The sequence below is a fragment of the Williamsia sp. Y712 genome, from assembly GCF_059445525.1.
On the sequence record NZ_JCAIUN010000001.1, the window covers coordinates 2456443 to 2478541 of the forward strand.

Sequence of the window (22099 nt, forward strand, 5' to 3'; positions counted from 1 at the left end):
AGGGTTGGCCGGGTGTCGATCACGGTGTTCATCGCAGACGATCAGGCAATGGTGCGTCAGGGTTTTGGTGCGCTGTTGGCCGCGCAGCCCGATATCTCGGTGGTGGGTGACGCCGCTGACGGTCAGGCTGCGGTGAAAGGTGTCCGCGAGTTGCATCCCGATGTGGTGCTGATGGATGTCCGCATGCCGATCCTCGACGGGTTGGCCGCGGCCGAACAACTGCTCACCGGGTCGCTGCGGGTGCCGAGCAAGATCCTGATGCTCACCACATTCGACATCGACGACTACGTCTACCAGGCACTGCGGATCGGGGCGTCCGGATTCATGCTCAAAGACGCACCCGCCGATGAGTTGGTGCGTGCGGTACGGGTGGTTGCTGCCGGTGAGGCGCTGTTGGCGCCGTCGGTCACGCGCCGTCTCATCGCGGAGGTGAACAGCCGACATCGGCCGCGCAAGGCCGCACCGGGGGAGTTGGCGGCTCTGACACCCCGCGAGCGCGAGGTGCTCGAGCAGGTTGCCGAGGGCAAGTCGAATGCCGAGATCGCCGGACACCTGTTCGTCGCGGAACAGACGGTCAAGACCCATGTCAGCAACGTGCTCTCGAAGCTCCATCTGCGCGACCGGGCGCAGGCCGTTGTCTACGCCTTCGAAAACGGAGTGCGCTGACCTCCCCGGATGACGTGGTGCAACCGTAGTTCAGCCAGACTCGGAGATCGGTAGCACAATTGACAACGGCGGGACGAACGCCCGCCGTTGTGACAAACGTCAGACGAGGAGCAGGACACCTGATGCGCATTGGAGTGCTTACCGGTGGCGGCGACTGCCCGGGATTGAACGCAGTCATCCGTGCCGTGGTCCGAACCAGCGAGGTCCGATACGGTTCGGCGGTGGTCGGATTTCTCGACGGCTGGCGTGGACTACTCGAAGACCGGCGGATCCATCTGGCCGCCGATGACCGCAACGATCGGTTGCTGGCCAAGGGTGGCACCATGCTCGGTACCGCCCGAACCCACCCCGACAAGTTGCGCGCAGGACTCGATCAGATCCGGCAGACGTTGGACGACAACGGAATCGACGTACTCATCCCGATCGGTGGCGAGGGCACGCTGACCGCGGCGAGTTGGTTGTCCAACGAAGGGGTGCCGGTGGTCGGTGTCCCGAAAACCATCGACAACGACATCAATTGCACCGACGTCACTTTCGGTTTCGATACCGCACTGACCGTGGCCACCGACGCCATCGACCGCCTGCACAGCACCGCGGAGTCGCACCAGCGGGTGATGCTCGTCGAGGTGATGGGCCGTCATGCCGGGTGGATCGCGCTGCATTCCGGTATCGCGTCCGGTGCGCACATGATCCTCATCCCCGAACAGCCCTTTGACGTCGAAGAGGTCTGCCGTCTGGTGAAGCGCAGATTCCAGCGTGGTGACTCGCATTTCATCTGTGTGGTCGCGGAAGGCGCCAAACCCCGGGAGGGGGACTCGTTCGAGGTGGTCAAGGGTGGCACAGACGAGTTCGGCCATGAACGTTTCACCGGGGTCGCACAGCAGTTGGCCGTGGAGATCGAGCGCCGGATCAACAAAGAGGTCCGGACAACGGTGCTCGGCCATGTGCAACGCGGCGGCAAGCCGACCCCCTTCGACCGGGTCCTGGCCACCCGTTTCGGGGTCAACGCCTCCGACGCCGCGCACAACGGCGACACCGGGCAGATGGTGAGCCTGCAGGGCCAGAACATCGGGCTCGTGCCCCTCGACGACGCGGTCAAAGAACTCAAACTCGTCCCCCAGAACCGCTATGAGGACGCCGCCGCTTTCTTCGGCTGACCCCCAACTCCGATTCTGTGCCCTTTTGGCGAACAAAACCCCAGGTGGGCGTCGCCAAAAGGGCACACTTTCGGGTTAGACGCGGGGTTCGAAGAGTCTCGCATCGCTGTTGAAACGGACTGTCGGAGAGTCGAATTCGGTAGCGATCGTGCCGTCTTCGACCAGTTGATCGGCGGTGGCGGCCACCAGGTTGCCGTCGCGGCGGGCAAGCCAGACCGGTCCGACGATCCGCAGTGCAACCTCGACGTCGTGGGTCGACATCACCACCACGATTCCGGTCTCGGCGGCCAGTTTTCGCAGTACCAACAGCAATTCGGTGCGGGCGGCGACATCGAGGAAGGAACTCGGTTCGTCGAGGATCAGCAGCTGTGGTTCCTGGGCCAGCGCACGGGCGATCAGCACCCGCTGGCGTTGGCCGTCGGACAGTTCACCGATCCGGCGTTCGGCGAACGCCGAGGCTCCCATCCGGGCGAGGGCTTCGTCGACGATGGGTGCGACTTGTGACGATCGGCCCGGAATCCAGGAGTGATAGGGCGTGCGGCCGAGTTCGACGAGGGCGCGGGCGGTCAGCAGCCCGCTGTCGTCGACGCGGTCGGTGAGCACCACCGCAACCTCGCGGGCGCGGGACGCCGGGCTCATCGTCAGCAGGTGGTGGCCGCCCAGGTCTGCCGTGCCACCCAGGGCCGGCTGCAGTCCGGCGAGGGTCCGCAGCAACGTCGACTTGCCGGTGCCGTTGGCGCCGATCACCGCGGTCACCACACCCGGTTGGGCAGTGATGTCGGCCGCCTGCAGAATCTGGTTGTCGTCGCCGCCGAAACGGTGTCGGCGATATCCGACCCGCAGCTTCGACAGTTCGAGCGAGGTCATCGGGTTGCCCCCGATCGCAATGACCGGATCAGCACCAGGACCACGATCGGTGCGCCGAAGAATGCGGTCAGCACGTTGATCGGCAGGATGCCGTCGCGGCCCGGCATGGTGGTCAGCGCGGCGCAGATCAGAGCGATGACGATGCCCACCAGCGCGGCAACCGGCAGCACCACCCGATGGTCGGACTTGCCGAGCGCGATCCGGGCGACATGTGGCGCCGCGATACCGATGAATGCGATGGGTCCGCAGTAGGCGGTGACCGAACCCGCCAACAGCGCGGTGGCGACCACTGCGCCCACCCGCGTCAGGTTCATCCGGATGCCCATGGTCCTGGCGTAGGCCTCGCCGAGTAGGAGCGCGTTCAACGCCGGGATCATGGCGATCGTGACGACGGCGCCGACGGCCACCACCGGGGCCAGGATCTGCAGGTCTTCCCACAGCACACCGGAGAACGATCCCAGTCCCCACATCACGAACTCACGGATGTCGCCGGGGCTGGCGTAGGCGAGCATGAACGACACGATCGAACTGACCACAGATCCCAACATGACGCCGGTGATCAGCAGCCACGACGACGACGTGATCCATTGGGAGAGAATCACAACCACGCCCATCACCGCGGCCGCTCCGAGTGCGGCCGCGACTGTCACCGAGGTCTGATGATCATCGGCGACCGTGAGGAAGGCGCCACCGGCACCGAGCGTCACCACCGCGACACCGAAGCTCGCGCCTGCCGAGACACCGAGAATGTAGGGCTCGGCAAGGGGATTGGCGAAGATCGCCTGCATCAGCAGGCCGGCCAGAGCCATCGCCAGACCGGCCAGGATCGCGGTGACGATCCGCGGCATCCGGAACTCGTGCAGCAGCGTGGTGTACTCGGTGGCGCCGGCATCCCCGGTGAACAGATACTGAAAACAGTTGCCGATCGGGATGATCGTCGACCCGACCGACATCGCCGCGATCAGCGCGGCGACCACCGCCAGCAGCAGGCCGGCGATGGTCCAGGAGGTCCGGCTCAACTCAGCTTCTTGTAGAAGGTGAACGTGTGGTCGGGCATCTGTTCGGGGTGCGCGATCGCGATCAGGTCGGCGAGCGTCAGATCCGGCCGGATGGCGCCGAGTTCGAAGTAGTTGTTGGCGCCGGCGTCGTTGACCTGTGCGGACGCGGACCAGGCGTTGTTGTCTCGGTAGGCCGCGAACTGTGCAATCCGTGGATCGGTGGCGATGGCATCGGCCAGTGTCGCGGTGCTCTCACTGCTCAGGGCCAGCGGCGCAGTGCCTGCGCGCGAGTACACGGTGTCGATGTCTTCGGAGACGCTGCCGGTCGAGGGATTGTCGGCCCAGGCGTAGGTGATTCCGGCCGCCTTCATCAGCGTCGCGCCGTAGCTACCACCACCGGGGATGTACCAGGTGCCCTGGTACGGCAGTCCGAGCGCGGCCTCCACCGGTGTCGAGCCCCCGACCCTTGCCTTGGTGTCGTTGTAATTCTGGGCGACCCCGTCGAAGAACTGGTTGGCGGCTTCTTCGGTATTGGTCAGTGCCGCATACAGTTTGATCCACTCCGCACGGCCCAGCGGATCGACCTCGAGCCAGTCGCTGTTGATCATCACCGGCACCCCGGCCTTTTCGATCTGTGCCAGCGATCGATCGGTCGGATAGTCGGTGATCAACAGCTGCGGTTTGGCCGAGACCACCATTTCCGGGTCGATCTCACCGGTCGGCGCGTACTGCGGCAGTGAGGCAACCGCTTTGGTCTCCGCCTCGCCGTAGACGTAGTCACTGTTGGCGAAACCGGTCACCACATCGAGTTGATCGAGCTCTGCCAAAGCGGCGAGCTGCGTGGTCGACCCGAGGAACAGGCTGGACGCGGGGGAGTCGATGACCGTGGCGCCTGCGAGGTCTTCGGTCAGCTCGGGTGTGGGCGCGCCGCACTTGGTGAACACGAACGTGTCCTTTTGATCCGGGCTCGTCCCGTTGACGGTCGCCACGATGTACGAGTCGCGGTAGTCCAGATCGAAGTTGTCGGCGTATTCGATCGACAACTTCTCCGGGTAGTAGTCGGTGTCGGCGTCGAAGTCGACGATGCAATCGCGGTTGTCGACGGCCTGATCGTCATCGCTGCCACCGTCCGAGCAGGCGGTGAGCAGCGTCGCGACGAGTGCGGTGACACCGATGAGGGCTTGCGAAGCCTTGCGGGCACGGCCGCTGCGCGCAGACGATGAAATGGATCGGAATGGCGATGGCACGGGCACGGCGTCTCCTCTGCGGGATATACGCGTCCCGCACTCGATGGATATCTACCGTGCTGCGGTGTTCTGACTCATCACCTCTCGGTGATCTCACAGTGGCGCGACCGTCCCGGATTGAAACCGGATTTCCCACTCGCACGGCGAACCGACTATAACCTGCAGGTTCGAGCCGGTTTAAACTACGTGTCATGACTGCTGTGACCACCGAACTGCTCGACTACGACGACGTCATCGCCGACTTCGACCCGGTGATGGGTATGGAGGTGCACGTCGAGCTGGGCACCGAGACCAAGATGTTCTGTGGTTGCCCCACAACCTTCGGCGCCGAACCGAACACGCAGGTCTGCCCGGTGTGCATCGGACTGCCGGGCTCACTGCCCGTCGTCAACGAGAAAGCCATCGAATCGGCTATCCGGATCGGGCTGGCCCTCAACTGCTCCATCCGGCCATCGAGCACCTTCGCCCGGAAGAACTACTTCTACCCGGATCAGCCGAAGAACTACCAGATCTCGCAGTACGACGACCCGATCGCCTATGAGGGTTACCTCGATGTGGTGCTCGACGACGGCACCACCTGGCGAGTCGAGATCGAGCGCGCCCACATGGAAGAGGACACCGGCAAATCGCTGCACGTCGGCGGAACCGGACGTATCTCCGGTGCCAGTCACTCACTGCTCGACTACAACCGGGCCGGGGTGCCGCTGATCGAGGTCGTGTCCAAGACCATCGAAGGCGCAGGCGCCCGTGCACCCGAGGTGGCCCGCGCCTACGTCACGGCCCTGCGTGACCTACTCAAGTCGCTCAACGTCTCCGACGTCCGGATGGACCAGGGCTCGATGCGCTGCGATGCGAACCTGTCGTTGATGCCCAAGGGCGCCACCGAGTTCGGAACCCGCACCGAGACCAAGAACGTCAACTCGCTCAAGAGTGTCGAGGTGGCGGTGCGCTACGAGATGCGCCGTCAGGCCGCGTTGCTCAAGGCCGGTGTCGAGATCATCCAGGAGACCCGGCACTTCCAGGAGACCGACGGGTCGACGTCGGCCGGTCGCCGCAAGGAGACCGCCGAGGACTACCGCTACTTCCCGGAGCCGGATCTGCCTCCGGTACAACCGGATTCCGCGTGGATCGAGGAGATCCGGGCAACATTGCCGGAGCTTCCGTGGCTGCGCCGGGCGCGGATCCAGGAGGAGTGGGGCGTCTCCGACGCGGTGATGCGTGATCTCGTCAATGTCGGTGCCGTGGACCTGATCATCGCGACCGTCGACGCCGGTGCACCGGTCGACGCAGCCCGCAGCTGGTGGGTGTCGTTCCTGGCGCAGCAGGCCAACTCCCGCGGTACCGACCTGGCGGATCTGTCGATCACCCCGGCGCAGGTCGCAACCGTCATCAAGCTCGTCGAGGACGGCAAGCTGACCAACAAGTTGGCCCAGCAGGTGTTGACGGCGGTTCTCGACGGTGAAGGCGAGCCCGAACAGATCGTCGCCGATCGCGGCCTCGAGGTCGTCCGGGACGATTCGGCGTTGCAGAAGGCGGTCGACGAGGCACTGGCCAACAACCCCGACATCGCCGACAAGATTCGCAGCGGCAAGGTTGCGGCCGCCGGAAAGATCGTCGGTGACGTCATGAAGGCCACCCGTGGCCAGGCCGATGCCGGCCGGGTCAAAGAACTGGTGCTTGCTGCCTGCCAGTAGGTCTGACGGTCACAAACGTGAACGGGCCCGGCCCGGGGCATTGAAACCCCGGTCCGGGCCCGTTTCACATATCGGCGCCTGCCCTACATGTTGGTATTTGCGCTGCCTGCCGGTAGCGGAACGATCACGACGCGGTCATCGGTCGGGCCGGCCGTACCGGTTTGCTTGTTCACGGTTCCGACCTGGAGTAGTCCGGCCGGGACCGCGGTGAGACGACCGAGGGCGCCGTACTTCTTGTCCAGGAACGTCGTCGGCGCCTCGATGCCCGGCTTTTCCTCGGTCGGCGCGTTCAAGAACTGCAACGCCTGAGTTCGGGTCTGCGACACCACGATCATCCCGCCGACGGCTGCGCAGCCCGCGGTCTCCGGCTTGTCCGGCCAGGTCCACAGCGTGCGTCCGACCCCGGTGGGGCTGATGAGCTGCAGTCGGTCCTCGGCGGGTGCGCGGTCGGTGAGATACAGCGCACCGGTGACGACGTCGGGGCACAGCGCCGGGTTGGCGCCGAGCCCGGAAGTCAGCACACGCGGCGGCGTGGTGCCACCCGACGAGAGGTCGGTGACCGACAGTAGTTTCCCGGCAAGCGAATCCGGGTCGGCTGCGGACTGCGGATCGCCGGCGTCACCGGTCGCGACGAGCAGTTCGGTCGGGCTCTTGAAGTAGATCGTGCCCATATTTCCGGTGGTGCCCTTGGGAATACCGACCACGATCGGTTTGGGGACATCGCCCTCGGCGATCCGGACGACCCGGTTGTCGGTGGCGGTGGTGATGTAGGCGTAGACCAATTGATCTTGCGCGTAATCGGGGGAGGGCGCGAAGTCGAGCAGACCGCCGTCGCCGGAGGCATCGACATCCAACGATGCGATCTCCGTCGTCGGGCCGCCACGTTTGGTGCGCACGATCCTGCCGGTGACCCGCTCGGCGACCACGGTCGAGGTGGCGTCGGCGCTGGCCGCGAGGACCCCGCTGGTGGCACCGAGACAGGTTGCGATGACCGCCGGGTCGGGATCCGGGCACGGGCCGGGGTCGGCTCCGGGGTCGGTCGACGGAACACTGGGTTGGGTTTGGGAGGGCTGTTGCATCTGCGGATTCTGATTTGCAGAGAAATCCCCGGCTTCCCGGTTGCGGTCCTGCTCGGCAAAACCATCGCTGCAGCCGGTCACCACCAGGGCCGCCGCCGCCAGCGAGACCACGAGGCGGGCAAGCGCAGGCCGGTGGCGCAATGTCATGGCGTCCACCCTACTGATCGCCCTGAACTGGTTGACCCCCGAACTGGTCGACCGCGATGGGCCCGGTGATCGCAACCATCCTCGACACAACCTCTAAGGTCATCGTGTGACCGAACGAGATCCCGACGGCCAAGGGTCGAGCCCATACGACGAGCCCACCGAACAGATCGAGTTGCCCCTGACGCGGGCACACGACCCGCGCAGGGCGCAGGACGAGGGGGATACCGGCACGTACGGCTACGAGCCGTACCGATCCGCCGGGTTCTCCGACGGTGAGGCCGAGCTCGAGGAAACCGAGCAGATACCCACCATGCGTAAGCGTCAGACGAATGAGCCGGTCCCGGCCGACATCGCCGACCAGGACACCGACGTGGTGATGGCCCCGGCTGCCGATGCGCCACCGTCGAACGCGACGACGCGCATCCCGGTCGCAGCGATCGACCGGGACGACTTCCACCGTGAGCACGGCCCGCAACCCCGCTACGACGACGATGACGACTTCGCGTCCGGGGGCCCGGCCGAACCAGAACCCGTGGCACCACTGGTGACCGAGCTTCCGGCCCGTCGCGGCACGCTCGATCTCGGACTGCTGCTGCTCCGGCTCGGTGTCGGCCTGATCGCGATGGCGCACGGTAGCCAGAAGCTGTTCGGGTGGTGGAACGGGCCGCGCCTGTCCGGGTTCGAGGACTACCTGATCAATGCACCGGATACGGCGATCGGTTTCAACTCCGACGCCGCCAAACCCCTTGCGGTCCTCGGGGCGCTCTCCGAGACCATCGGTGGCCTGATGCTGGTGCTCGGTCTGCTGACGCCGGTCGCGGGCTCTGCGGTGCTGGGCGTGATGCTGGTGGCGTCGGCCTACAAGGCAACACTTGCCGGCGGCGTGTGGTTCTTCGCCTCCGACCCGGATTACGCCGGCGGCGGTATCGAGTTCGAGTTGTTCCTGGCACTGGCCGCTGCGGCGATCATCCTGACCGGACCCGGCCGTATCTCCCTCGACTTCGGGCGAGGTTGGGCCACCCGGCCATTCATCGGTTCGGTGGCGTGGTTGGTGGTCGGCATCGCCGCGCCGATCGCCATTTGGTTCTTCTTCAACGGAACCAACCCGTTCGAATCCCCGGGCAACCCCGTCCCCTGATCTCTGGCCCCACCACAAACGCTCCACCTATACGAGGACGCTCCACAAATATGTGGAGCGTCCTCGTATAGGTGGAGCATTTGTGGTGCGGGGGTCAGTCGACCTTGCGGACGGCACCCTTGTCGGCCGACGTCGCGAGCTTGGCGTAGGCGCGCAGTGCGGTGGTGACCTTGCGCTCGCGGACCTCACGTGGCTGCCACGGACGCTCGGAGGCATCCATCTTCGCGCGACGCACAGCCAGGGTCTCGTCGTCGACGAGGACCTCGATCTTGCGGGTCTTGACGTCGATGAGGATCTGATCGCCGTCTTCGATGAGTCCGATCACGCCACCGGAGGCGGCCTCGGGTGAGATGTGCCCGATCGACAGGCCCGAGGAACCACCGGAGAATCGCCCGTCGGTGATCAGTGCGCACTTCTTGCCCATGCCGGTGCCCTTCATGAAGGCCGTCGGATGGAGCATCTCCTGCATTCCGGGACCGCCTGCGGGACCTTCGTAGCGGACCACCAGGACGTCACCGGCCTGAATGGTCTTGCTCAGGATGGCCTGTACGGCGTCTTCCTGGGACTCGACGACGCGCGCCGGGCCCTGGAAGTGCCAGAGGTCTTCGTCGATGCCCGCGGTTTTGAGGATGGCGCCGTCCTCGGCGAGGTTGCCCCGCAGGACGCAGAGCCCACCCTCGACGGTGTAGGCGTTCGCGAGGTCGCGGATGCAACCGCCAGCCTCATCGGTGTCGAGTGAGCTCCACCGGTTGGCCGTCGAGAACGGAGTGGTGGTGCGCACGCCACCGGGGGCGGCGTGGAACAGTTCGAAGGCTTCGTCGATCGCCTTGCCGCCGCGGATGTCCCAGTCGTCGAGGAAGGTCCCGATGGTCGGGGAGTGGACCGTGCTCGCGGTGTCGTCGATGAGTCCGGCACGGCGCAGTTCGCCCAGGATCGCGGCGATTCCGCCTGCCCGGTGCACGTCTTCCATGTGGTAATCCGAGTTGGGGGAAACCTTCGACAGGCAGGGAACCTTGCGGCTGATCTCGTCGATGACGGTGAGGTCGAAGCCGTCGACCTCACCTTCCTGCGCGGCGGCCAGCACGTGCAGGACCGTGTTGGTGGATCCGCCCATGGCGACATCGAGGGCCATCGCGTTGCGGAATGCGGTGGGGGTGGCGATATTTCGCGGCAACACCGATTCGTCTTCTTCGTGGTAGTACCGCTTGGCGGCTTCGACGACGACGGTTCCGGCGCGGGTGAACAGTGCGTGCCGTGCCTCGTGTGTGGCCAGCGTCGAGCCGTTGCCGGGCAGCGCCAGACCCAACGCCTCGGTCAGGCAGTTCATCGAGTTGGCGGTGAACATGCCCGAGCACGAACCACAGGTCGGGCAGGCGGCCAGCTCGACCTCGCGCAGTGCATCGTCGTCGACGGAGTCGTTGGCGGAAGCGGAGATCGAGGTGATCAGATCGGACGACGGATGAACCGTATCGCCGACCACGACGGCCTTGCCTGCCTCCATCGGTCCGCCGGAGACAAACACGGTGGGGATGTTCAGGCGCATCGCGGCGTTGAGCATCCCGGGAGTGATCTTGTCGCAGTTCGAGATACACACGAGTGCGTCGGCGGTGTGCGCGTTGACCATGTATTCGACGGAGTCGGCGATGATCTCGCGGCTCGGCAGGGAATAGAGCATGCCGTCGTGGCCCATCGCGATCCCGTCATCGACGGCGATCGTGTGGAACTCGCGGGGCACTCCACCGGCAGCGCGGACCGCGGCGGCGACGATTTCGCCGACGTCCTTCAGGTGTACGTGGCCGGGGACGAACTGGGTATACGAATTGGCAATGGCGACAATCGGTTTACCGAAGTCGTCATCGGTCATGCCGGTGGCGCGCCAAAGTGAGCGTGCGCCCGAGGCGTTGCGTCCGATGGTGGTTTTTCGTGACCTCAACTGCGGCATGACTATTGGTTCCTCGCCTATCGACCAGCTCCGACCGGGGCTGCGGTGCGGAGAGTTGCGCGGTTTACGCTACTCCGCTATGCGGCGTGGTTTCAAAACGGTGGTCAAGAGGCCTTTTCGTCTGAGCTGCTCTGGGACTCGGCGTCCGAGGCGGCGTACGGGTCGGGGATGCGGCCCTTGCTGGCGGCAGACAGTCGGGGCAGGTCCCGGAAGCTGATCGCGGGGAGGGTCAACGTCGAGTCGTCCTGCAGCACCGCCCGCACCGCGCCCCAACGCGGGAATTGCAGCCCGGTGATCTGATCCCACGTCGCGCTGTGCTGACCACGCAGTGTCCGGGTGGTGAGTCCTTCTTCGGTGACAGTGGTGCGAAGACGGTGTACCCACACCGCGACGACCACGGGTACGGCGAGTGTCCAGCCCAGGTAGGTCAATGAAACCCCGGCCAGCACGAGTGCGGACACCACCATCATGAAGACGGCGAAATAAGAGATGGGATGGATGCGGAACTCCGCGGGCAACTCGATTGCTTCTGGCTCAGACACCCCTACATTGTTCCATCCCTTGGGAGTGGCCTTCGACGGTCCGGTCGCCGGGACAATCGGTGGCCTGCTGATTGAGCCGGAGATCCCATGATGTGGGATCGATATGGCATGAGTTTGACTCCTTGAACCTGCAGTTCTAGCCTCTTTAATTGTGATGCAGAAACAGATTCTCGTACTCGGCCGGCGCGTCTCCGCCTGACCGGGTACACGAAGTACTCACAAAGCATCGACGCGCCACCCTCGCACAGCACCGCTGTCGGGGGTTTTTTGTTGTCCACCTACGTTGCGGCCCTCGGGCCGAGCGTCTGAGTAGAGGGAAAGTGCAGTGAGCGCACCAACAGCACGCACCCAGCCGGGGCCAGGCCCCCGCGGAACGGGATCGCGCAACACGGGCAACGGCGCCCCGGCCGTACCGGCGTCGCAGCAGCGACGCACGGTCGCGCCTGAGCGTGTCAGTGGGGCGCAGGCAGTAGTGCGCTCGCTCGAAGAACTCGGCGTCACGTCGGTCTTCGGCATCCCCGGTGGAGCCGTCCTCCCCGTGTACGACCCGCTGTTCGATTCGAAGCAGGTCCGGCACATTCTCGTTCGTCACGAACAGGGCGCAGGCCACGCCGCCACCGGATACGCACAGGCCACCGGCCGTGTCGGTGTCTGCATCGCGACCTCAGGTCCCGGTGCCACCAACCTGGTGACCCCGCTGGCCGACGCCCAGATGGACTCGGTCCCGATCGTCGCCATCACCGGACAGGTCGGCCGCGCGCTGATCGGTACCGATGCATTTCAGGAAGCCGACATCTCCGGCATCACCATGCCGGTCACGAAGCACAACTTCCTGGTCAGCAATGGCGCCGAGATCGCGAAGGTGATGGCCGAAGCCTTCTACATCGCCGAGAGCGGCCGTCCGGGCGCAGTCCTGGTCGATATCCCCAAGGACATCCTGCAGGCGCAAACCACCTTCTCGTGGCCCCCGCAGATCGACCTGCCCGGCTACCGTCCGGTGACCAAGCCGCACGGCAAGCAGGTCCGTGAGGCCGCGCGGATGATCGCCACGGCCCAGGCGCCGGTGCTGTATGTCGGCGGCGGTGTCATCAAGGCCAACGCCTCTGCCGAACTGCTCGAATTGGCAGAACTCACCGGTATTCCCGTGGTCACCACCCTCATGGCCCGCGGCGCCTTCCCGGACAGCCACAAGCAACACCTGGGAATGCCCGGAATGCACGGCACCGTCGCGGCGGTTGCCGGTTTGCAGCGCAGCGATCTGCTGATCACCCTCGGCGCTCGCTTCGATGACCGGGTCACCGGCATGCTCGACTCGTTTGCGCCGGACGCCAAGGTGATCCACGCCGACATCGACCCCGCCGAGATCGGCAAGAACCGTCATGCCGACGTCCCCATCGTGGGCGACTGCAAGGCGGTCATCACCGAACTGATCGAGGCGGTGCGCGATGAGCGTGCCACCACGACCGAGGCGCCGGATCTGAGCACGTGGTGGACCTACCTCGACGGGGTTCGTCGCACGTACCCGCTGAGCTACGACCGTCCCTCGGACGGCTCGATGTCGCCCGAGTTCGTGATCTCGGCGATCGGCAAGACCGCCGGACCCGACGCGATCTACTGCGCAGGCGTCGGCCAGCACCAGATGTGGGCGGCACAGTTCATCTCGTACGAGAACCCGCGTACCTGGCTGAACTCGGGTGGTCTCGGCACGATGGGTTACGCCGTTCCGGCTGCCATGGGTGCCAAGATGGGCATGCCCGACTCCGAGGTGTGGGCCATCGACGGCGACGGTTGCTTCCAGATGACCAATCAGGAACTGGCCACGTGTGCCATCGAGGGCATCCCCATCAAGGTGGCCGTGATCAACAACGGCAACCTGGGCATGGTGCGGCAGTGGCAGACCCTCTTCTACGAGGAGCGGTACTCCAACACCAACCTGTCGACGCACAACGCCGATCCGTCGCAGCGCATCCCGGACTTCGTCAAACTGGCGGACGCCCTCGGTTGTGTCGGACTCCGTTGTGAGCGTGAGGAAGACGTCGACGCCGTGCTGGCCCAGGCGCGTGCGATCAACGACCGGCCGGTCGTGATCGACTTCATCGTCGGCGCCGACGCGCAGGTGTGGCCGATGGTCGCTGCCGGCACCGGCAACGACCAGATCATGGCGGCCCGGGGCATTCGTCCACTGTTCGACGACGACGAGGCCGCGTCCACCCATCCCGATGAGATCCACAAGGCGATGACCCGCAGCGTCGAGAAGGGCGAGCAGAAGTGACCACCCACCACACGCTCAGCGTGCTTGTCGAAGATCGTCCCGGCGTTCTGGCCCGGGTGGCGTCGCTGTTCTCGCGTCGCGGTTTCAACATCGAGTCGCTGGCCGTCGGTGCCACCGAACTCAAGGGTGTCTCGCGGATGACCATCATGGTCTCCGTCGAGGACTTCCCGCTGGAGCAGGTGACCAAGCAGCTCAACAAGCTGATCAACGTCATCAAGATCGTCGAGCAGGACCCCGACACCTCGGTGGCCCGTGAGCTCCTGATGGTCAAGGTGCGCGCCGATGCATCCGCACGCGGAGAGGTGATCGAAGTGGTCAACCTGTTCCGCGCCAAGGTGATCGACGTTTCACCCGACTCGATCACCGTCGAGGCGACCGGTACGCAAGACAAGCTCGACGCGCTGTTGAAGATGCTCGATCCCTACGGCATCAGGGAGATCGCCCAATCGGGCATCGTCGCCCTTGGCCGTGGCCCGAAGAGCATGTCAGCGGCTCGCTGACACAATCTAGACAAACTCAAACTGATCCCTGGCCAATGATGGCCAGGAGATTCACCAAAGAAGGGAAGTCAAGTGGCAGTCGAGATGTTCTACGACGACGATGCCGACCTGTCGATCATCCAAGGCCGCAAGGTTGCGGTCATCGGATACGGCAGCCAGGGTCACGCGCACTCATTGAGCCTGCGCGACTCGGGCGTCGAGGTCCGCATCGGCCTCAAAGAAGGTTCGAAGTCTCGTGCCAAGGCAGAGGAAGCCGGCCTGACCGTCGGTACGCCTGCAGAGGTTTCCGAGTGGGCGGACGTCATCATGGTGCTCGCACCGGATACCGCTCAGGCAAGCATCTTCACCAATGACATCGAGCCCAACCTCAAGGACGGCGACGCGCTGTTCTTCGGTCACGGCCTGAACATCCACTTCGACCTGATCAAGGCTCCGGAGTTCGTCACCGTCGGCATGGTCGCACCGAAGGGCCCCGGCCACCTCGTGCGTCGTCAGTTCGTCGACGGCAAGGGCGTTCCCGCGCTCATCGCGGTCGATCAGGATCCCAAGGGTGAGGGCCAGGCTCTCGCGCTGTCCTACGCCAAGGGCATCGGCGGTACCCGCGCGGGCGTCATCAAGACGACCTTCAAGGAAGAGACCGAGACGGACCTCTTCGGCGAGCAGGCCGTGCTCTGCGGCGGCACCGAAGAACTCGTCAAGGTCGGCTTCGAGGTCATGGTCGAGGCCGGTTACGCGCCCGAGATGGCGTACTTCGAGGTGCTGCACGAGCTCAAGCTCATCGTCGACCTCATGTACGAGGGTGGCATCGCCCGCATGAACTACTCGGTGTCCGACACCGCTGAGTTCGGTGGCTACGTGTCGGGCCCGCGGGTCATCGACTCGGGGACCAAAGAGCGCATGCAGGCCATCCTCAAGGACATCCAGGACGGCACGTTCGTCAAGCGTCTGGTTGCCAACGTCGAGGGTGGCAACAAGGAGCTCGAAGGTCTGCGTAAGCAGAACGCCGAGCATCCGATCGAGGTCACCGGCCAGAAGCTGCGCGACCTGATGAGCTGGGTTGATCGCCCGATCACCGAAACCGCCTGATACTCAAGCGAATTCATAGAAAGGCCCCGAACCATTGGTTCGGGGCCTTTCTGTTGTTCGGCTCAGGCCAGGCGGATCCGGTGACCACATCGGTGCGCAGAGCGGGGGCGCATACGAGCGAGCGGGTCAGTAAACCTTGAACCCGTTGACCCCGCGCAAAGGCAGGTCGTCCAGGATCGGCTTGATGTTGGTGCCTGTCTCGGGTCCGATGCAGCCGACGTAGTAGTAGGCGTTCACCATGCCGATGAGTCGGTCGCCGATGACCACCGGGCTGCCCGAGTCGCCCTCGAGGACGCAGATCTGACTGATGTGCTCGACACCGTCGGCAAACCAGGTCACACCACAGGTGTTGCCGCTGGTGCGGCCTTCCTTGCAGGCGATGTCCGGGAACTGCGGGGGAGTCGTCTGCACGCTGCGGATGGTCACGTTCCCGACCGTGCGGGTGGGTGCGACCTTCTCCGGATCGAACGCGATGATCGCGTAGTCGAGTTTGTGATTGGAGAACGTGATCCGGCCCAGAACGCCGCGATCCTGATTTTGCTCGGCGGCGACCCGCTGTCCGCCTTCACCGCAGTGGCCTGCGGTCAATCCGTAGAGCGCGCCGGTGTTGTCGGTGCCGATGGTGGTCAGCGTGCACGCCGAGGCGCTGTTGCCGCCCTTGAGGATCAGGATGCCCGAACCGCCGCCCAGTGCCACCTTCGCCGGAGCCGCGACCGCAGCTCCGCCCCCGGTCACAAGTAGTACCGCGGATGCCAGCGCCATGCAGGCCACAAGCAATTTCTTCAGCATCGGATTCCCCAATCATCGGCTGTGGTCCATCCCGGTGTATCTCCCCCAAAGCCGGAATATCCTCCTTGAAAGATAGTCGCAATCGATCTTCGCGGCGGCATTTCCCTGGTCATCGGGCCGTCTGATCCGATTCGTGCAGGTCCGCGCGGGGTTCGTCGATGTACCCGGGAACGGATCGCTGTGGGCGGCCACTAAGCTGATCGCTGGAGTTGCCACTTTCGCTGGCTCCCGGTAAGCGCCGGGCGCTACCCGACCCCAGGAGAAATTTACTGTGAGCCCCACCGGCCGCCCAGTCGTCTTGATCGCCGACAAACTGGCACAGTCCACGGTTGCTGCCCTCGGCGAAGATGTCGAGGTGCGCTGGGTCGATGGCCCCGACCGCCCGAAGTTGCTCGAGGCAGTCAAGGATGCCGACGCCATTCTCGTGCGTTCGGCCACTCAAGTTGATGCCGAGGTCCTCGCCGCCGGACCCAACCTGAAGATCATCGCCCGCGCCGGCGTCGGACTCGACAATGTCGATGTCGCGGCCGCAACCGAGCGGGGCGTGATGGTGGTCAATGCACCGACGTCCAACATCCACACCGCCGCCGAGCACGCCGTCAGCCTGTTGCTGTCCGCGGCCCGCCAGATCCCGGCCGCCGATGCCACCCTGCGCGAGCACGAGTGGAAGCGTTCGAAGTTCAATGGTGTCGAGATCTTCGGCAAGACCGTCGGTGTTGTCGGACTCGGCCGGATCGGACAGCTGTTCGCACAGCGCCTGGCCGCCTTCGAGACCAACATCATCGCGTACGACCCCTACGTGTCGCCGGCTCGCGCCGCCCAGCTCGGTATCGAGCTGGTCACCCTGGACGAGCTGCTCGAGCGCGCAGACATGTTCTCGGTGCACCTGCCCAAGACCCCGGAGACCCTCGGCCTCATCGGCGCCGACGAACTGGCCCGCACCAAGAAGGGCGTCATCGTCGTCAACGCCGCTCGCGGTGGGCTGATCGATGAGCAGGCCCTGGCCGACGCCATCAAGACCGGTCATGTGTTCGCCGCAGGCCTCGACGTCTACGCCACCGAGCCGTGCACCGATTCGCCGCTGTTCGAACTCCCACAGGTTGTCGTGACCCCGCACCTGGGTGCCTCCACCTCGGAGGCGCAGGATCGCGCAGGCACCGACGTCGCCAAGAGTGTGCGTCTGGCCCTGGCCGGACACTTCGTCCCCGATGCCGTGAACATCACCGGTGGCGCAGTCGATGACGAGGTCGCCCCGTGGCTCGAACTCGTCCGCAAGCTCGGTGTCCTGGTGGGCGCCCTGTCGGGTCAGGTTCCGGCCAACCTCAGCGTTGACGTCCGCGGTGAGATCGCGTCGCGCAATGTCGACGTCCTCGGACTGTCCGCGCTGCGTGGTCTGTTCTCCGCTGTCATCGAGGATCCGGTCACCTTCGTGAACGCTCCCGCGTTGGCCGCCGAGCGGGGTGTCACCTCCGAGGTGACCACCGCGCCGGAGAGCCCGAATCACCGCAACCTGGTGGATCTGCGTGCGGTCTTCGGCGACGGAACCGTCCTCAATGTCGGTGGCACCCTGTCGGGCCCTGCCGAGGTCGAGAAGATCGTGAACATCAACGGCCGCAACTTCGACCTGCGTGCCGAAGGTCTGAATCTTGTTGTCTCCTATGGAGATCAGCCGGGTTCGCTGGGCAAGATCGGCACCCTGCTCGGCAACGCCGGCATCGACATCCAGGCCGCCGGACTGTCACAGGACGCCGAGGGTGAAGGCGCGACCATCCTGCTGCGCGTGAGCCAGCAGATCCCCGAGGCCGTCCTGACGGCCATCGGTGAGGCAGTTGGCGCGACGCTCATCAAGCAGGTCGACCTGTCATGAAACTCGCTGTCATAGCCGGCGACGGAATCGGACCCGAGGTCATCTCCGAAGCCCTGGCGGTACTGGACCACGTCCTTCCGGGCGTCGAGACCACCGAGTTCGATCTCGGTGCCGATCGCTACCACCGCACCGGTGAACTGCTGACCGATGAGGACCTGGCCGCGATTCGCGGGCACGACGCGATCCTGCTGGGCGCGATCGGTGATCCGTCGGTCACCCCGGGCATCCTCGAGCGTGGTTTGCTGCTGAACATGCGCTTTGCGCTCGATCACCATGTGAACCTGCGTCCGAGCAAGCTCTACCCTGGCGTCACCTCGCCGCTGGCGGGCAACCCCGACATCGACTTCGTGGTGGTCCGTGAAGGCACGGAAGGCCCATACACCGGCAACGGTGGTGCCATCCGCGTCGGCACCCCGAACGAGGTCGCCACCGAGGTCAGCGTCAACACCCGGTTCGGGATCGAACGTGTTGTCCGCGATGCCTTCAAGCGTGCCCAGGCCCGTCGCAAGCACCTCACGCTGATCCACAAGACAAACGTGCTCACGTTTGCCGGATCGATGTGGAAGCGCACGGTCGACGAGCTTGCGGTGGAGTACCCCGAGGTCACCGTGGATTACAACCACATCGATGCGGCGACCATCTACATGGTCACCAACCCGGGTCGTTACGACGTCATCGTCACCGACAACCTGTTCGGCGACATCATCACCGACATCGCAGGTGCGGTCAGCGGTGGCATCGGCCTGGCGGCATCGGGCAACATCGATGCGACCGGCACCAACCCGTCGATGTTCGAGCCGGTCCACGGAAGTGCTCCGGATATCGCCGGGAAGGGCATCGCCGATCCCACGGCTGCCATCTTGTCGGTGGAACTCCTGCTGCGTCATCTCGGCTACGACGCCGAGGCCGACCGGATCTCGCAGGCAGTCGCCGCCGACCTGGCAAGCCGCGGAGAACTTCCGGTCGACACCAAGGAGATCGGTACCCGGATCCGGGCAGCCCTGGGCTGACCCGCAGGCCGGGCACACTCACAAACCCCACCCGTTCCAGTCATTTCCACACGTTGCACCATGTGGTTTTGACTGAAACGGGTGGGGTTTGTCGTTGTGGCCACCGGTGATCAGGTCGGAGTGGTCACCAACGCGTTGCGCTTTTCGTCGGGTGGCACAAGTCCGATGGACGCGGCCGGGGCAACCGCGGCGATCAGAAACGCCGCCGGATAGCCGAAGGCGCCGATGGCCATGCCAAACAGTGGTGTGGACGCGGCCATCCACAGGTATTGGCCGGTGTTCTGGACAGCCAGTGCGCGACCGCTCCACTGTGGTCCGGAGAACTCGGCAATTGCGGTGAACGCCAATCCGTTGTCGGCCACCGTGATCACGCTCGCGATCACCATGACGGCCGCCGCGACGGGACTGTTGCACCAGTCGGTGAACGCGAGCAGGCCCATCGACGCGGTGGCGCCGATCGAGATCAACCGGATCGGTTTGGTGCGTGAGCCCCAGACATCGGACCATCGGCCGGCGCCGATGCGCCCGGCGGCGCCGAGGATCTGACTCATCGTCACCAGGATGCCCGCGGCCATCGGTGACCAATTGTGCTGAACGATCAGCCAGGCCGGCACAAACGTCCACAGCATGCCCTGGGGGACACACAGCAGGATGCTGACGCCATGGACGCGTGGCAGGAACTGGCTTCCGCGATACGGATTCGACGACATGGCGGTCTGGGTGGCCGATGTCGATGGTCGTTGCGGGTCGGCTACCACAACCAAGACGAACACTGTCGCGATCACCGTGACCACCAGGGGGACCACCAGACCGGTTGTGACACCGAACTTTTCGGACAGAACCGGGATCGTCAGGGCGCAGACACCGATGCCTAGCGGTTGCGCCGTCTGCCGGACACCCATCGCGGTGCCGCGTTTCTCGGGCGAGAACCACCCGACGACGATGCGGCCACCGGCCCCGTTGGTGGCGGCTGAGGTGACGCCTGCCACCAACAGTGCCAGGCCAAGGACGGCCTTGGGTGCGTCCCACATGTTGGCCAGACATGCCGTGCTCATGGTGACGATGGTCGAGCCCAATGACAGCAGCAGGATTCGGCGTTCACCGAACCGGTCGAGTGCGATACCCCAGGCATAGGTCGACAGCAACAGACCGAACGTGGGTGCGGCTGCCAGCGTTGACGCCTCGGTCAGTGACATCCCTTCTGAGCGGTGCAGTTCGGGGATGAGAAAGGCGACACCGCTGACGACGCAGGTGGTGGCCATCGCGGACAGCAGGGAGGCCGCGAGCATCGCCCAGCGGCGGGCTTCGGTTGGCATGGGGCGAGCCTCCTCGGTGGCTTCATGACACTCGGACTGAGTCTCAATATATGGAATGAAGTGTCCATATACTAAAACAGTGGTGGTTGAGGTGCCAAGCGCGGCTCCCGACAGTTGGGACGGTCCGGGTGCGATAGTCTGGCGACCATGCGACTAGGTCGAATTGCCAGCCCTGACGGGGTTGCTTTTGTCAGTATCGAAGGCGACGGCGACGCCGCCACAGCACGCGAAATTGCCGAACACCCTTTCGGTACGCCCACGTTCACCGGCCGGAGCTGGCCGTTGGCAGACACCCGACTGCTCGCGCCGATCCTGGCCAGCAAGGTGATTTGTATTGGTAAGAACTACGCGGCTCATGCCGCGGAGATGGGCGGCGAGGCACCGGAGAATCCGGTGATTTTCATTAAGCCGAACACCTCGATCATCGGCCCCCAGGTGCCGATCCTGCGGCCGAAATCGTCGGACCGCGTGGACTTCGAGGGTGAACTCGCGATCGTGATCGGCCGCCCCTGCCGCGATGTGAAGGCAGCAGCGGCAAAGGATGTGATCCTCGGTTACACGATCGGCAACGACGTCACCGCCCGCGATCAGCAGAAGGCCGATGGGCAGTGGACGCGCGGCAAGGGCCACGACACCTTCTGTCCGCTCGGGCCGTGGATCGAAACCGAACTCGACCCCGGTGATCTCGAGATCCGCACCGAGCTCAACGGTGAGGTCAAGCAGCGCAGCCGCACCAGCCTGATGCTGCACGACGTCGGCGAGATCGTCGAATGGATCAGCGCCGTGATGACGCTGCTGCCCGGCGACGTGATTCTCACCGGCACACCGGAAGGCATCGGTCCGATGGTCGCCGGCGACACGGTCAGTGTCACCATCGAAGGCCTCGGCACGCTGACCAACCCGGTCGCCGATCGGGGATAGCAGATGCGTCCGCAGCCGAAAACAGCTCAGGTCAACGGAATCTCGCTCAGCTACGAGGACACCGGATCGGGTCCACTGGTTGTCATGGTGATGGGCAGTGGCAGTCCGGGCCGGGTCTGGAAAGCGCACCAGCAGCCGGCGTTGGTCAAGGCGGGCTATCGCGTCGTCACCTTCGACAATCGCGGCATCGCACCGTCGAGTGAATGCCCCGAAGGCTTCACCATCGCCGACATGGTGGCCGATACGGCCGCTCTGATCGAGTTTCTCGGCGGTGAGCCGGCGGCTGTGATCGGAACCTCGCTCGGCGCGAAGGTGACCCAGGAGTTGGCGTTGGCGCGACCGGACCTGGTCCGGTGCGCCGTCATGATCGCGACGTACGGTCGCAGTGGGCCACTGCAGCAATGGATCTCAGAGGGGGAGAGGGCGCTCTACGACCAGAAGATCACGTTGCCTCCTCGCTTCCACGCGGCGATCACCGCGCACCTCAATCTGTCTCGGCACACCCTCGACAACGACACCGCGGTGCGGGACTGGCTGGATGTGATCGATTTCTCGGGGCAGGCGGTGACACCGGGGATGCGCGCGCAGCTCGGTCTGCATGACGGAGAGAGTGATCGTCTGGCCGCATATGCCGGGATCAGCAGGCCGTCGCTGGTGATCGGTTTCGCCGACGACCGTACGTTGCCACCACATCTGGCTCGTGAGGTCGCCGACGCGATACCCGGTGCGCGATACGAGGAAGTGTCCAAGGCCGGTCACTACGGTTACCTCGAACAGCCGGACGAGGTCAACGCGCTCCTGATCGAATTCTTGGGGCAGCAGACCGCCTGAGGATGCCAGGGGGCAGTGACACTGTTACGC

At 64.9% G+C, this 22099-nt stretch carries 19 protein-coding genes; 11 read left to right on the plus strand and 8 right to left on the minus strand.

The window, feature by feature from the left end:
• The first annotated feature begins 12 nt into the window (after window positions 1-12).
• Entirely contained in the window at window positions 13-666 is a 654-nt protein-coding gene (locus AC1D75_RS11205) for a response regulator (RefSeq protein ID WP_495515300.1), read from the plus strand.
• Window positions 667-788: 122 nt separating this feature from the next.
• Window positions 789-1823, plus strand: coding sequence for an ATP-dependent 6-phosphofructokinase (locus AC1D75_RS11210; protein WP_495515301.1), 1035 nt, complete (start codon window positions 789-791; stop codon window positions 1821-1823).
• 75 nt (window positions 1824-1898) lie between these two features.
• Here AC1D75_RS11210 and AC1D75_RS11215 read toward each other — a convergent pair whose 3' ends face one another.
• From AC1D75_RS11215 to AC1D75_RS11225, 3 genes are read right to left on the minus strand one after another with little or no spacing between them, the layout of a single operon-like run.
• Window positions 1899-2690 (minus strand): ABC transporter ATP-binding protein, encoded by a 792-nt coding sequence (locus tag AC1D75_RS11215; RefSeq protein ID WP_495515302.1) that lies wholly within the window; start codon window positions 2688-2690, stop codon window positions 1899-1901.
• Window positions 2687-3709, minus strand: coding sequence for a FecCD family ABC transporter permease (locus AC1D75_RS11220; protein ID WP_495515303.1), 1023 nt, complete (start codon window positions 3707-3709; stop codon window positions 2687-2689). The genes AC1D75_RS11215 and AC1D75_RS11220 overlap by 4 nt, the downstream gene beginning before the upstream one ends.
• Window positions 3706-4935, minus strand: a complete 1230-nt coding sequence (locus AC1D75_RS11225; protein ID WP_495515304.1) for an ABC transporter substrate-binding protein — start codon at window positions 4933-4935, stop codon at window positions 3706-3708. Before AC1D75_RS11225 ends, AC1D75_RS11220 begins: the two co-directional genes overlap by 4 nt.
• A gap of 191 nt (window positions 4936-5126) precedes the next feature.
• On the opposite strand from AC1D75_RS11225, the gene gatB reads away from it, so the two are divergent.
• Window positions 5127-6629 (plus strand): Asp-tRNA(Asn)/Glu-tRNA(Gln) amidotransferase subunit GatB, encoded by a 1503-nt coding sequence (gatB, locus tag AC1D75_RS11230; protein WP_482135078.1) that lies wholly within the window; start codon window positions 5127-5129, stop codon window positions 6627-6629.
• An 83-nt stretch (window positions 6630-6712) separates the two neighbouring features.
• Here the strand turns inward: gatB and AC1D75_RS11235 are convergent, their stop codons facing one another.
• A complete protein-coding gene (locus AC1D75_RS11235; protein ID WP_495515305.1) occupies window positions 6713-7855 on the minus strand; it encodes a PQQ-dependent sugar dehydrogenase in 1143 nt (380 codons plus the stop codon).
• Window positions 7856-7961: 106 nt separating this feature from the next.
• Here AC1D75_RS11235 and AC1D75_RS11240 point away from each other — a divergent pair, with 106 nt between their 5' ends.
• Window positions 7962-8993 (plus strand): DoxX family membrane protein, encoded by a 1032-nt coding sequence (locus tag AC1D75_RS11240; RefSeq protein WP_495515306.1) that lies wholly within the window; start codon window positions 7962-7964, stop codon window positions 8991-8993.
• A 94-nt stretch (window positions 8994-9087) separates the two neighbouring features.
• Here AC1D75_RS11240 and ilvD read toward each other — a convergent pair whose 3' ends face one another.
• Both ilvD and AC1D75_RS11250 read right to left on the minus strand, forming a co-directional pair.
• Window positions 9088-10935 carry a dihydroxy-acid dehydratase gene (ilvD, locus tag AC1D75_RS11245; RefSeq protein WP_495515307.1) on the minus strand — a complete coding sequence of 616 codons (1848 nt, stop codon included), beginning with the start codon at window positions 10933-10935 and terminating at the stop codon, window positions 9088-9090.
• A 104-nt stretch (window positions 10936-11039) separates the two neighbouring features.
• Window positions 11040-11477 carry a PH domain-containing protein gene (locus AC1D75_RS11250; protein ID WP_495515308.1) on the minus strand — a complete coding sequence of 146 codons (438 nt, stop codon included), beginning with the start codon at window positions 11475-11477 and terminating at the stop codon, window positions 11040-11042.
• Between the two features lie 325 nt (window positions 11478-11802).
• Between AC1D75_RS11250 and AC1D75_RS11255 the strand changes: the two genes are divergently transcribed.
• The 3 genes from AC1D75_RS11255 (at window position 11803) to ilvC (ending at window position 15335) form a co-directional block, all read left to right on the plus strand.
• Window positions 11803-13749: an acetolactate synthase large subunit gene (locus AC1D75_RS11255; RefSeq protein WP_495515309.1), complete on the plus strand. Its 1947-nt coding sequence runs from the start codon at window positions 11803-11805 to the stop codon at window positions 13747-13749.
• Window positions 13746-14249, plus strand: a complete 504-nt coding sequence (ilvN, locus tag AC1D75_RS11260; RefSeq protein ID WP_482135071.1) for an acetolactate synthase small subunit — start codon at window positions 13746-13748, stop codon at window positions 14247-14249. The genes AC1D75_RS11255 and ilvN overlap by 4 nt, the downstream gene beginning before the upstream one ends.
• Before the next feature lie 84 nt (window positions 14250-14333).
• Complete coding sequence (gene ilvC / locus AC1D75_RS11265) at window positions 14334-15335, plus strand: ketol-acid reductoisomerase (protein ID WP_495516049.1); 1002 nt, start codon at window positions 14334-14336, stop codon at window positions 15333-15335.
• Window positions 15336-15461: 126 nt separating this feature from the next.
• On the opposite strand, the gene AC1D75_RS11270 is transcribed toward ilvC, so the two are convergent.
• Complete coding sequence (locus tag AC1D75_RS11270) at window positions 15462-16124, minus strand: S1 family peptidase (protein WP_495515310.1); 663 nt, start codon at window positions 16122-16124, stop codon at window positions 15462-15464.
• A 271-nt stretch (window positions 16125-16395) separates the two neighbouring features.
• On the opposite strand from AC1D75_RS11270, the gene serA reads away from it, so the two are divergent.
• Window positions 16396-17991 carry a phosphoglycerate dehydrogenase gene (gene serA / locus AC1D75_RS11275; protein ID WP_495515311.1) on the plus strand — a complete coding sequence of 532 codons (1596 nt, stop codon included), beginning with the start codon at window positions 16396-16398 and terminating at the stop codon, window positions 17989-17991.
• Entirely contained in the window at window positions 17988-19001 is a 1014-nt protein-coding gene (locus AC1D75_RS11280; RefSeq protein WP_495515312.1) for a 3-isopropylmalate dehydrogenase, read from the plus strand. The genes serA and AC1D75_RS11280 overlap by 4 nt, the downstream gene beginning before the upstream one ends.
• Window positions 19002-19111: 110 nt before the next feature.
• Here the strand turns inward: AC1D75_RS11280 and AC1D75_RS11285 are convergent, their stop codons facing one another.
• A complete protein-coding gene (locus tag AC1D75_RS11285) occupies window positions 19112-20317 on the minus strand; it encodes an MFS transporter (protein ID WP_495515313.1) in 1206 nt (401 codons plus the stop codon).
• Window positions 20318-20464: 147 nt separating this feature from the next.
• Here AC1D75_RS11285 and AC1D75_RS11290 point away from each other — a divergent pair, with 147 nt between their 5' ends.
• A complete protein-coding gene (locus AC1D75_RS11290) occupies window positions 20465-21238 on the plus strand; it encodes a fumarylacetoacetate hydrolase family protein (RefSeq protein WP_495515314.1) in 774 nt (257 codons plus the stop codon).
• A 3-nt stretch (window positions 21239-21241) separates the two neighbouring features.
• Window positions 21242-22069, plus strand: a complete 828-nt coding sequence (locus AC1D75_RS11295) for an alpha/beta fold hydrolase (protein ID WP_495515315.1) — start codon at window positions 21242-21244, stop codon at window positions 22067-22069.
• Window positions 22070-22099 lie beyond the last annotated feature (30 nt).

Coding starts and splice junctions, on each gene's coding strand:
- AC1D75_RS11270 (WP_495515310.1), bottom strand. CDS start 16,124: ATGCTGAAGAAATTGCTTGTGGCCTGCATGGCGCTGGCATCCGCGGTA.
- ilvC (WP_495516049.1), top strand. CDS start 14,334: ATGTTCTACGACGACGATGCCGACCTGTCGATCATCCAAGGCCGCAAG.
- AC1D75_RS11285 (WP_495515313.1), bottom strand. CDS start 20,317: ATGCCAACCGAAGCCCGCCGCTGGGCGATGCTCGCGGCCTCCCTGCTG.
- AC1D75_RS11280 (WP_495515312.1), top strand. CDS start 17,988: ATGAAACTCGCTGTCATAGCCGGCGACGGAATCGGACCCGAGGTCATC.
- AC1D75_RS11210 (WP_495515301.1), top strand. CDS start 789: ATGCGCATTGGAGTGCTTACCGGTGGCGGCGACTGCCCGGGATTGAAC.
- AC1D75_RS11215 (WP_495515302.1), bottom strand. CDS start 2,690: ATGACCTCGCTCGAACTGTCGAAGCTGCGGGTCGGATATCGCCGACAC.
- AC1D75_RS11235 (WP_495515305.1), bottom strand. CDS start 7,855: ATGACATTGCGCCACCGGCCTGCGCTTGCCCGCCTCGTGGTCTCGCTG.
- AC1D75_RS11290 (WP_495515314.1), top strand. CDS start 20,465: ATGCGACTAGGTCGAATTGCCAGCCCTGACGGGGTTGCTTTTGTCAGT.
- AC1D75_RS11295 (WP_495515315.1), top strand. CDS start 21,242: ATGCGTCCGCAGCCGAAAACAGCTCAGGTCAACGGAATCTCGCTCAGC.
- gatB (WP_482135078.1), top strand. CDS start 5,127: ATGACTGCTGTGACCACCGAACTGCTCGACTACGACGACGTCATCGCC.
- ilvD (WP_495515307.1), bottom strand. CDS start 10,935: ATGCCGCAGTTGAGGTCACGAAAAACCACCATCGGACGCAACGCCTCG.